The sequence below is a fragment of the Evansella sp. AB-P1 genome (assembly GCF_029688925.1).
GTDB lineage: Bacteria > Bacillota > Bacilli > Bacillales > Salisediminibacteriaceae > Evansella.
The window spans coordinates 24,222-36,019 of sequence record NZ_JARUKY010000032.1; the positions used below are offsets into that span (position 1 = coordinate 24,222).

Here is an 11,798-nt window from a genome sequence, read left to right on the forward strand (position 1 = left end):
GACACGTTAATTAAATTTCATAGTTTCCACGATAACTATACTAGCCGAACTTGAAAGTCCATCTACTTTAGGTGTGGGAGTAGCAGATGCTTAATATGTTTTAATGTCTAACTGTAAAAGAAATGGTAAACATAATTTGATATAATAATCGTACAAATGAACATGACGTGGAAGTTGTAGTTTTTCTTTTACTATCATAAGATATAGCTGGTTTTTGTTAACAACTAGAAGTACTAAAAGAAAGCTTATCTCCATTTCTCTATTATAGAAAGGTGGCGGGAAAAGGATGTGGAAGGTTGCCTTATTACAAATGAACATTGCTTTTGGTGATCCAAAGACAAATTTTGAGCAAGTAGAAAATTTTTTTACAAAAGCAGTTAAAAAAAAGGTAGATACTATCATACTTCCAGAGATGTGGTCTACAGGGTACGAGCTGACCAGACTTGATGATATTGCCGATGAAGAGGGAGAAGAGACCCTTTACTTTCTTTATTCATTAGCAAAAAAGTATCATGTGAACATCGTAGGCGGATCTATTGCGAAACGTTCAAATGGCAAAGTTACGAATACAATGTTTGTTTTAAACAAAAAGGGAGAGCTAGTGAAAGAGTATAGTAAAGCTCATTTATTTCGACTCATGGATGAAGAAAAGTACTTAGTAGAAGGAAATTCAGATGGTTTGTTTGAATTGGAAGGGGAGACATGTGCTGGTGTCATCTGTTATGACATTCGATTTCCGGAATGGATTAGAATGCATATGACTCAAGAGGCAAAGGTGTTGTTTGTGGTGGCAGAATGGCCGAAGCCTCGAATTAATCACTGGAGGAATTTACTTATTAGTCGAGCAATTGAAAATCAATGCTATGTTGTAGCTTGCAATCGAGTCGGTTCGGACCCTAACAATGTGTTCGGAGGACAATCTATTATTGTTGATCCTTGGGGCAATGTAAAAGCAGAAGGAGACGAAGAAGAGCAAATTCTATATGGTGAAATAGATTTCAATCAAGTAGACGAAGTGAGAAAAAAAATACCAGTTTTTACGGACAGGAGAACAGATTTGTACAAATTGTAAAAATATCCCGAAAACAATCAAAATTTGTCTAGTTTTGGTGTATTGTATAAGATAGGTGAAGTTAGTTTTAGGGGGATAATAGTTACTATGAAGAAAGTTATTATTTTAGGTGCAGGTATTGTTGGAGCAAGTGTTGCCTATCACCTTTCCAAACAAGATGTTGAAGTTGTTGTTGTGGACAAATCACATAAAGGGCAAGCTACTGCAGCTGGAGCCGGGATTGTTTGCCCGTGGTTATCAAAACAGGATAACCCACATTGGTATGAATTGGCTAAAACAGGAGCAAGCTATTATCCATACTTAATAGAAGAGTTACGATTAGCTGGAGAAACGGATGTTGGCTATAAATTAGTAGGGGCCCTTGCTGTTAGTGAAGATACAGAAGAATTGGATGAATTAGAGGAGTTAGTTAAACAGAGAAAACGTAATAATCCAGAGGTTGGAGAAATTTCAAGACTATCTCCAGAGGAAACTCGAAAACTTTTCCCACCACTTTGGGAGAATTTTCATGCTATCCATATTACTGGTGGTGCAAGAGTAGATGGGGGCTTACTAAAAGATGCTCTTCTTCGTGCGGCAGAAAAACAAGGTATCAAGCGGTACATAGGTGAAGGACAACTAATTACTGAAAAAAATAAAGTAATAGGGGTACAACTTGGTGAAAATGAATTATATGCTGATTCAGTTGTAGTTACTGCAGGTGCTTGGGCACAAAGTGTTTTAAAGCCACATGGCGTTCACTTACCAATAGAACCGCAAAAGGGGCAAATTGTTCATTTAAAGCTTTCTCATCAAGATACGACTTATTGGCCTGTAGTTTTTCCTACTAATAGCAGTCACTATCTCCTGGGCTCAGAAAACTCTCGCGTCATTGCTGGTGCAACTAGGGAGTCAGGATCAGGGTTCGATTATCGAAAAACAGCTGGTGGAATTGAAGAAGTATTAGGAGAAGCCTTAGCAGTAGCCCCTGGTTTGGAATATGGAGAAATAGAAGATATTCGTGTTGGTTTTAGGCCAGTCGGTCCAGATATCACTCCTTTTATAGGTGCACCTCCGAATATAGAAGGTGTAATCGTTGCAAATGGCCTTGGTTCTACTGGTTTGACAATTGGTCCTTTTGTTGGATCCGTAGTGGCAAGTCTCTTGTTAAATGAAAAAATAGAAATCGATTTGTCACCATATGCTATCGGAAATAATCGGTCCTCATGGAATGATTTCAGCAACTTTGGAGCATATCATTAAATAAAAATGGGAAGGTGTCACACTGGAAATGTGGCATCTTTTTTATTGTGGAAATTAATTTTGTCCGTTTTAGACATCCCGAAAATTATGATGTGATGCCATTTATGGTAGAAAAGGCCGTCCTTATCTTCCTCCAATATCACGATTCTCCCAGCTAACCTTTGTTAACCTCACTGAAAAAATAGCTTGCCAGACTTAATTTGGTAAGATATAACAGATGTATAGAGTGTGAAGGAGGGTGCGGTGTATGAAAAAGGCGTTAGTGTTAGGTGCTTCAGGTGGAATGGGCTATGCCATTGTGAAAGAATTAATCGGGAGAGATGTTGATGTTATAGCATTTTCAAGAGGAAAGAAAAAGCTAGAAAGTCTTTATCATCACGAAGAGAAGGTTACGATTTTTCCAGGCGATGTAATGGATGTGCAACAAATTTTAGATGCAGCAATAGACGTAGATGTTATTTTCCATTCTGTTAATTGCCCATATCATGAATGGCCAGATAAACTTCCTGAAATCATGAAAAATGTACTTCAAGCGGCAGATCAGCAACGAGCAAAAGTTGCCTACGTGGATAATATTTATTCTTACGGAAGAAGTAAGGCATCAAAAGTGACTGAATTAACGGAAAAGAAACCACATACGAAAAAGGGAAAGATCCGTTTACAATTAGAAAGACAAATGAAGGAGTCAGCAGTTCCTGTCGTTATTGCACATTTCCCAGATTTTTATGGTCCCAATGCAGATAATGCAATGTTGCAGTACACTATTAATGGTGTTTTACGCAATAAAAAGGCTAATGTAGTTGGTGATTTACATACACCTCGGGAGTTTATCTATACACCAGATGGTGCCAAAGCGATTGTCGAGCTTGCGTCTACGGAATCTGCCTATGGACAGAATTGGAACATACCAGCTACAGATGTAATAACAGGGAATGAACTAGTTAACTTGATGAAAGAGATTACAGGACATAAAAAAGGTGTAGGGGCTGTTTCTAAAAGAATGATTAAGTTTATTGGTATCTTTAATCCTTTCATGAGAGAAGTCGTTGAAATGATGTATTTAACAGAAGATCCAGTAATTCTTGATGGAGAAAAGTATGAACAAGTGATAGGGGAATTACCACGAACCCCATATAGAGAAGGATTAAAAGAAACGATTGAGTTCTACCAGGAGAAGTTAGGTTAAAAGGAAAATACACATTTTAACGTTGTAATTAATTTTACTCTATACATGGCATAAAAGGCATGGGTTTTCATCAGATTCCCGTGCCTTTTTTGTTTTTTATAAACTCTATCTACATTATTTGTTTTCTATTTAAATCCAAAAACACCTCAATTGTTAGATAGTATTCAACAAACGCAGCAGGTGCTTTTAGTGGCTAATAAAGTAAAAAGCCAAACAGAAAGCGCTAAGTAAGAAGGAGTTTAACTGGATATTTATGTTAAAATAAAAAGAGAGAAAACATAGACTATGCATAAATTCCAGTTTGGGGAGAGGTGTAAAAATGGTAGAGTTAGAAAATATTAGTTTTATTAACGTTCTGTATCAATTAATCATATTATTAGGTTGGATAGGAATCATTTATTTAGTAGTTTCTTTAGTTAGAAGAAGTAAAGAAAATAAAAATAGACTAATAAGGATTGAAGAAAAATTGGATAACCTAACAAAAAAGTACAATGAGGATATTTAGCAATAAAGAAAAAGTTTCATTGTGATACATAAGATTGGTTGGGAAATATTTAATTAGATTCGTCTTTTGCTAAGGTTGTTAATGGGTGTTTTTAGGTGAAGATAATTCTTTTATCATAAAAAATTTTTAATATTGAAGGTAAGGTAAAATGATAAAAAAATTGTTGTGAAAAAATTAATAAAACTTATCTATTGAATCCATTATGATCAATATATTTCAAAATGGATTCTTTTTAGTTTTCTGTAATAAAGGGTTATTGATAAATTATCTAATGCTATAAAAATGTGAAGGTAGTCTAGTCCTAAAAAATTAATTTATTTCGAAAAACTTTGTAACGTTTTTATAGCTTAAAGGACATATAAGTAGGGGGGATGATATGGCGAATACAGAACAAGTGTATAAAGAATATTTTCTTACCGTATATAAGTACTTGTACTGCCTAACACATGATCCTCATTTAGCGGAAGAACTTACCCAGGAAACTTTTTATCAATCACTTAAAACAATGAAGAACTTTAGAGGTGATTGTAAAATTTCCGTTTGGCTTTGCCAGATTGCAAAGAATGTTTGGATAAAGGATTGCCAAAAGAGAAATCGTACCAGCTCCTTACCGATGGAGGAAGTGATTCTGCGAATAGGATCAACGGAGACGTTGGAAAATGACGTATTAAAGAAGGAAGCAAAAAAGGAGCTTTACCTTAGAATTGAAGAACTCGATGAAAATACAAAGGAAGTAATCCTCCTTAGAATAAAAGGAGACCTTAGTTTTAAAGAAATTGGAGATATTTTAAATAGGAGTGAAACTTGGGCGCGAGTTACCTTTTATAGAGGAAAACGAAAGCTAGTGAGGAGGGATAAGAATTGAATAAGGAATGGACTTGTCATATCGTAGAGGATCTTTTACCAAACTATTTGGAAGGTTTAACAAGTGATGAGACGAACCAATTTATCGAAGAACATGTAAATACGTGTGACAAATGCAATGAGTTGTATATGGAAATGAAAACAAACGTTAGTACGGATGAAAATATTCCTAAAACAGAATTAAATTTTTTTAAAAAGGTAAAGAAAGCGAGGCTGTTCGCTAGTGTTTCCTCCATTATTATAGCAATAATAGGTGCTTACTTACTATATTCTTCGGAATTTTCATACACAAACGAACCTAGCGTATTAGCTGGAGCCATTACGGAATTCACATCCTTTGATAATCATTCACCAGAAGCTTATGTACTGGAATCGCGGGAGGTAAATGGAAGGCTGATCGTCTATTTTAAGGATGTAAATAATCCTGATGTTTATGGATTTGCTCAGTTTGTGAAAGGGTGGAATCAGAAATATAGAATCATCAGAGTAAACAGTAATCCAGTTCCTTTTGCTTCGGGGTTTGCCATCTATCAATTTGATACAAGAGGGGGAACATATTATGCCGTCGGTTGTGCACAATGCACTGAGCCGCTAAATGGATACGAGCTTCCCTTTGCTGCTGGAATTGAGGATTCAGAGATATTTTCATTTGAAATAAGGCATCATCAATTTTTGAACATACACAGTGATGATGAAATACAACAAGTATTACAGGAGCAAACAGGAGAGGTGTATACCTACCAGCTTGACCGATCGGAACTAAAGCTTTTGGATTCTGAAGGGAACGACATTACTGATTTAGATAAAACCGTAGACACGACAGGAAGTTCAGGATCAGGGACGGGAAAAGCAGAAACTTTCCTCTTGTATGTTTTTATGACGATTGTCCTTCTATTAGGTGGTGTATTGGCAAGGTATTTTTGGAGTGAAAAATAAAAAACGAAGCGAGTATAAAAATAAAGGCATGATTATCCATGCCTTTATTTTTTATGTCGTAGGTATTTTCAACACTTGCCCAATAAAAATCATGTCACCTGTTAAATTGTTCGCATCTTTAATGACGTCAATGTTTGTATTATTTCTTAAAGCAATTCTATATAAGCTATCACCTGATTGTACGGTGTAATTAAAATACCCAACAGATTCTTCTTGTATTGGTTCAACGATTGGACTTATTTCACCTGGAATTGTTGCATTGTCTCTTGGAGTAAACCAAGTGTGATAGCTGTTCCATATATCACGGTTTTCTTGTCCAATACTCCAATGTCCTACTCCTCTTATTCCGTATTTTTGTACAAGGTCTACTTTTGCAGCGTAAGATTGATCATTTTCATACCAAACTGTGTAAGATCCAGGAGCAAGAACTCTTCCCATCATATACATTTTGGGGTCATTTTCTCGTACTGTAACAACTGCTTTTACGGACTGAGATTTTTCATCATAGGTAATTGTATGCTCATACTTACTGAGCATCTCTTGAATTTGGAAGTTTGATATACCGTTTCCACGGATATTTCCGTCTTCACTCCAATAACGACCATAATGGGCTAGTCCGATGACAACTTTATCCTTTGGAACACCTTGTGCAATTGCATATTGAATTGATCGTTCTACCCACGGGAGACTAGCAACTGGTCCGGGAGCAGAACCAGGATAACTTTCATCATAGGACATAATCATCAAATAATCTGCATATTTTGCAAGGGCCGCGTAATCATATGCACCGTGCCAGCCTTGTGTCCATCCATTTGGATTTGCAGCAACAGCAACAGACACTTCTTTTGAAGATGGAATCTTCTCACGCAAAAGACGAACAAATTCTGTAAAATTATCTCTATCTTGATGGTTAATGTTTTCTAAATCGACATTTACACCACCTAAATCATAACGAATAACAACGTCAGCGATTTGCTGTGCAGCCTGTTCTCGATTGGCAAGCATGGCACGACCTAGCTCTTGATCCCAATGATTACTTAGGAATGGAGTAACTCGAATGCCTTGATTATGCATGTTTTGGATAAAAATAGGATCAAATTGGGCTGTTACCTTCAATGTTCCGTCTGGATTTACATCAAAATAACTAGGTGAAACATTATTAAAAGATCGTTCCGTTGCTAATACTTGATTCGTGAAATTCTTTGGATCACCAAAATAAATGTACCCTAGGTTTAATGTATCTCCTGCTGTAATAGGTAGCTTCAACTTTTGATCTACGTAAATCATATCACTAGATAAATTGTTCATACGTCTTATAGCTTCAACCGTCGTATGATTTCGTAGTGCAATATGAGATAAAGTATCCCCACTAACAACTGTGTACGTTAAAAAGTCAGGTGTTACTACGTCGCTTATATTACCTGCCGCATCTGATTTGGTGACGGATACAAGCAATCCTCTCGTAAGATCAAGATCGGATATATTTACATCAATAGTAAAAACCCCTCTATCTCCCACTTGATGCTCAATTGTTATTGGTTCTCCCCCTGCTTGGTCATCTATGGTGATAGAAATGGTGGAAAGTGGCTCTCCTATTCCTGATACATTATAAACAATTTTATCTCCCTCAAATGCAAAACCACTTTTGGAAATGATTGGATCAGAAATATCTGTATCCTTTTCAATGACAATCATATTTGACTCACTAACATTTCCAACCGTATCCGTTTGTGTTATTGCTACATTGATTGGTCCATCCACAAATTCTGATAGATCTAAATCAAATCGAAATTTCCCATCAACAACCTCTACTGTTTCTGTTAACGTATGGACGTTATCAGTTAAAAGAACCGTAATGAGTACGCCATCTTCTTCATTAGTACCTCGAATCGTATAATTTGACTGGTTTGTATTATTTACAAAACCTATATCGTCTAAAACAAGGGTATATGGAGCAATAGTATCCTTTAAAATGTTAAATTCCTGTTCTTCTCCAATGTTGCCATATGGATCTATTGTATAAAAGGAAGCTTTTAAGTCTCCATCCTGTAGTAAACGTAAATCTAATGTAAGGCTGAAATCTCCATTTTCATCTGAAGTAATCGTTTCTGAGACGATGATATCACCGTCCGTTATAGATAGGTGAACCTCACTATTTACAGCTGTATGTCCACGAACAACATAATCATAAACGTTCCCACTAAATATAGCTGTAAATGGAGGAAGTGTTAAATCTGGCTCTATTGTATTTTTCATTATCGTACGATGCAATGCTTCACTTTCATTTCCTGCTTTATCTTGTTGTTTAATTGAAATGGTTATTGGTCCATTGTCAAACTCGGAGAGATTCATAGAAAAATGAAAGCGACCAGTTTTATCAGCTATTGCAGTTTCATTTAATTGTTGTCCAGTATCACTAACAATTTGGATAGAAACGGTTGAACTGGCTTCAGTAGTTCCTTCAAACGTATAATTTTCTTCGTTTTGGTTATTAACAAATGCCCCTTCATCAATATCAAGTATAGGTACTTCTGGAGCAGTCGCATCCTTTTCAACAAACAGCAGCTGTGAAGGACTAGTATTTCCAACGGTATCTCTTTGTTTAACACGTATCATTAGATCTGAGTCGACTAGAGAACGGAGATTCATCGTTACAACAAAAGCTCCTTCATCATCTGTTGTTACTTCTTCTATTACTTCATTACCTTCATCATCCGTAACAGTAATAAAAATTGTTGCGTTTCTTTTCCCTGTCCCATAAATACGGTAAGATTCCTGGTTTTCTAAATTTACAAATTCAGTTTTTGTGTCTATAACAGGAACATCAATTTCCGTATCCTTTTCTACTGTTAAACGGAGTGGATCACTTTCCTGTCCATGTTTATTTTTTGCCACTACTGAAATTTGTATTTCTCCATCTTGAAGTGGACGGAAATCCACAGTTGATTCAAAGCGACCTTCATCATTTGTTGCTGTTTCTATATTTAATGTTTCATTCACACCATCTGTAATCGTAAGCAAAATGGTTGCATTAGGACTAGATTCCCCAACAATTGGAAAATGAGAGCTATTCTCATAGTTAATGGGTCCTAACAATGTTAATTCAGGTATGGAAGGTGGAATTGGTTCTGGGTCAATAGGGTCATCCACCTTGTTTGGAATGTGAAGAACTTGCCCAATAAGAATACGATCAGAGGATAAGCTGTTAAGTTCTTTAATATCTGCGACAGTTGTGTCATAACGTTTAGCGATGACGGATAGGGAATCTCCAGCTACAACTGTATAAAGGAAGGTAGAATCTTGGGTAGGTGGAGGCTCTTCCCCTGTATTAATTTCTATATCTTCCTCTGGTATCTTTGTTTCCTCTACTGGATCTAAAAGGTTATCTTCTTTAGTAGGGATTTGAAGGGCTTGTCCAATAAAAATACGATCAGAGGATAAGCCGTTGATTGCTTTAATATCTGCGACAGTTGTGTCATAACGTTTAGCAATGACAGATAAGGAATCTCCAGCCACTACCGTATAAGTAGCAAAAGCTTCTTCAACTGGTGAATTTGCATGGTCTGTATCTGGAGACTGAGTAGTGTCATCGATTTTATCTCCCGGAGTTGGATTTGTATCTGATACTTCTTCTTCAGTTGGAACTGACGCTGTTTTTTGTGGAATATGCAGCACCTGTCCAACTCGGATAACGTCAGAAGATAAACCGTTTAGAGTTTTAATATCTGCAACAGTAGTATCAAAGCGTCTAGCAATAACGGATAAGGAGTCTCCAGCAACAACTGTATATGTGGTAGAAGTTTCTACTTTCTCAGTTGCACCTTGATTTTCTTCGGTGTTTGGTAATGGATCATTCTCAATAGCTGTTACTTTATGTTCAGTTGAACGAGGAATTCGTAACTTTTGTCCAATAAAAATAGTATCAGAGGAGATATTATTATAGGATTTCAATTCATTAACAGAAATATTGTAGTTTCTTGCAATATTGAAAAGGCTGTCTCCAGAAAGTACCGTATATGTTAAATATGGTAGTAAAAGTACTTGTCCAACAAAGATCATATTTGTTTTCAAGTTATTAATTTCTTTAATAGAAGAAACAGACACGTCATGATCTCTAGCAATAACCGATAAACTATCACCACTTCTAACAGTATACGTGTCAAATTGCTGTCCATGATTCACATTAATAGAAGTTTTATTATCATTATTTGATGCATAAGTTGTATTTGTTCCTCCACTTAAATAAATGGAAGAAACCAATAAGGATCCGGACATTACTTTAATTACGTGTACTTTTAATTTTGGAAACTTCCTTTTAATTTGCGTTCGAATATATTTACTTAACTCTTCTTTTTCTTTCGGGCGTTGTCCTAGTTCTGTTGAAAATTCAGTCATATGTTGATCTAAATAAACAACTAGGACGGTTTCATTGCCTACTGTTTTTAATTCATACTTTTGAATCATTGAACCAGACACCTCATTTTTGGAAAAGTCTAATGTTAGTTTGTCTATTTAAAGGTTCAAACATGCGTGTAATGATAAAGGTCCATAAAAATGAAAAAGATGTTTAAACTGATGAAGTTTAAACATCTATAAGGAATTACTAATGTTCTGTTAAGCTATCTACATTTACTTCTTGTTCTTGTTCCGGTTGCTCTAGTGGATAAATTCTAGCTGTTTCGTTTTGCTCATCAACATGTTGTATATAAACACGTTGTCCGTTGCAAACAACATCCTTCATGTCTGGTGACTGAGAAATTTCTTTAGCTCTTTGAATGTTCATAGTATATACCTCCTAATATGTAAAGTATCTATTGTAGTTTGTGCAATTTAATTTTTGCTATTCCTAATTATTTTGTAAAAAGGGTATGGAGTTTTATAATAAATAGAGAGATTATAACTTTTATGAAAAAATAAGACAAAGGAGTTTATAAGATGCCTAAAAAGAATAAAGGCTTACAACGAGGGAAAAGTATTCCACCTTTTCAATTAGATAGTGTGGATGAGAAAGCTTATTCCAATAGTGATTTTCTTGGAAGACCATTGTTAATCTATTTCCTAAGAGGAACCTTCTGACCCAATTGTCGGAAGCAACTAGGTCAGTTGTGTGAAACATATCCGAAATTAAAAGAACTAGGTGTAGCTGTCATTGTCATTGTAGGTCAAAAAAAGGAGTCTGTTGTAGAGTGGGAGAAACAAAACCCTATTCCATTTCCTGTACTCATTGATGAATCTCGTTCTGTTATAAAAGCATTTGATGTTTATAATCCTATTAACATTGATGCGTATAGAATGGCTCATCCAAGTTTATTTTTAGTTAATGATAATGGAAAAATTGTATATACATATGTAGGTTCTAATCAATTTGATAGACCATCAGAAGAAGAAACATTGAAGCAGATCAAAAATCTATTAGACAAAGAAGAAAACGATTGAATATATTAGCTAGAATTTAGGGTACAATTGCAAATGTAAACGAAATAGAAAGTGTTTATTTGTTTATTGATTAGAAGGAGTGATTCAGCATGAAAAACTATATAACAATTAGTATGTTATTGCTTTTCACACTATTAATAAGTGCCTGTAACAATAACGTTAATCAAGAAATAACAAATATAGATGAAGAAGAAAATATTATTATTGCCGAAAGCTTCATTGATTTGTTAGTTGAAGGTGATTTTGAAGAGGCAACCTTCTATTTTGATGAAAAGAAAGCAACAGAGCTTCCACCGGAACAATTAGAAGTTGTATGGTTGGGAGCCGTTCAGCAATTTGGTGATTTTACAAGCAAAGAATATGAAGGTTCCGAGATATATGAAGGAAATCAAGTGGTGTATTTTACGGGGCAATTTGAGTCAGAAGAGTTACAATTTATTATTTCATTTGATGAACACAATAACATTGTAGACTTCTATATGGTTTAGCTACACTTTTTGAACTAAATAGAAAATACTTTTCAAACTGATGCTTTTCCCTTGGTTCATCGCTTTCCA

General features: G+C 35.4%; 10 protein-coding genes and 1 pseudogene. 9 read left to right on the top strand and 2 right to left on the bottom strand.

Annotation, left to right across the window (positions count from 1 at the left end; translation table 11 throughout):
- Positions 1 to 286: 286 nt before the first annotated feature.
- The 6 genes from QA612_RS21675 to QA612_RS21700 all read left to right on the top strand — a co-directional run bounded on the left by QA612_RS21675 (position 287) and on the right by QA612_RS21700 (position 5,805).
- Complete coding sequence (locus tag QA612_RS21675) at positions 287 to 1,072, top strand: carbon-nitrogen family hydrolase (RefSeq protein ID WP_278285929.1); 786 nt, start codon at positions 287 to 289, stop codon at positions 1,070 to 1,072.
- An 87-nt stretch (positions 1,073 to 1,159) separates the two neighbouring features.
- Positions 1,160 to 2,314 (top strand): NAD(P)/FAD-dependent oxidoreductase, encoded by a 1,155-nt coding sequence (locus tag QA612_RS21680; protein WP_278285930.1) that lies wholly within the window; start codon positions 1,160 to 1,162, stop codon positions 2,312 to 2,314.
- A gap of 247 nt (positions 2,315 to 2,561) precedes the next feature.
- The gene (locus QA612_RS21685; RefSeq protein WP_278285931.1) at positions 2,562 to 3,500 is read left to right on the top strand and encodes an SDR family NAD(P)-dependent oxidoreductase; all 939 of its coding nucleotides are present in this window, start codon (positions 2,562 to 2,564) and stop codon (positions 3,498 to 3,500) included.
- Between the two features lie 319 nt (positions 3,501 to 3,819).
- On the top strand, positions 3,820 to 4,005 hold the full coding sequence (locus QA612_RS21690) for a hypothetical protein (protein ID WP_278285932.1): 186 nt from the start codon (positions 3,820 to 3,822) through the stop codon (positions 4,003 to 4,005).
- A gap of 376 nt (positions 4,006 to 4,381) precedes the next feature.
- Complete coding sequence (locus QA612_RS21695) at positions 4,382 to 4,870, top strand: RNA polymerase sigma factor (protein WP_278285933.1); 489 nt, start codon at positions 4,382 to 4,384, stop codon at positions 4,868 to 4,870.
- Positions 4,867 to 5,805, top strand: coding sequence for a zf-HC2 domain-containing protein (locus QA612_RS21700; RefSeq protein WP_278285934.1), 939 nt, complete (start codon positions 4,867 to 4,869; stop codon positions 5,803 to 5,805). Before QA612_RS21695 ends, QA612_RS21700 begins: the two co-directional genes overlap by 4 nt.
- A gap of 51 nt (positions 5,806 to 5,856) precedes the next feature.
- Here QA612_RS21700 and QA612_RS21705 read toward each other — a convergent pair whose 3' ends face one another.
- Together QA612_RS21705 and QA612_RS21710 are read right to left on the bottom strand one after the other, a co-directional pair.
- Positions 5,857 to 10,269 (bottom strand): LysM peptidoglycan-binding domain-containing protein, encoded by a 4,413-nt coding sequence (locus tag QA612_RS21705; RefSeq protein WP_278285935.1) that lies wholly within the window; start codon positions 10,267 to 10,269, stop codon positions 5,857 to 5,859.
- Positions 10,270 to 10,408: 139 nt separating this feature from the next.
- Positions 10,409 to 10,588: a small acid-soluble spore protein H gene (locus QA612_RS21710; RefSeq protein ID WP_278285936.1), complete on the bottom strand. Its 180-nt coding sequence runs from the start codon at positions 10,586 to 10,588 to the stop codon at positions 10,409 to 10,411.
- A 152-nt stretch (positions 10,589 to 10,740) separates the two neighbouring features.
- Here QA612_RS21710 and QA612_RS21715 point away from each other — a divergent pair, with 152 nt between their 5' ends.
- From QA612_RS21715 to QA612_RS21725, 3 genes and pseudogenes are all read left to right on the top strand, one after another.
- On the top strand, positions 10,741 to 10,881 hold the full coding sequence (locus QA612_RS21715) for a thioredoxin domain-containing protein (RefSeq protein ID WP_278285937.1): 141 nt from the start codon (positions 10,741 to 10,743) through the stop codon (positions 10,879 to 10,881).
- 12 nt (positions 10,882 to 10,893) lie between these two features.
- Positions 10,894 to 11,241: pseudogene (locus QA612_RS21720) on the top strand (peroxiredoxin family protein); the annotation flags it as partial.
- Between the two features lie 89 nt (positions 11,242 to 11,330).
- A complete protein-coding gene (locus QA612_RS21725) occupies positions 11,331 to 11,729 on the top strand; it encodes a DUF3887 domain-containing protein (RefSeq protein WP_278285938.1) in 399 nt (132 codons plus the stop codon).
- Positions 11,730 to 11,798: the final 69 nt, after the last annotated feature.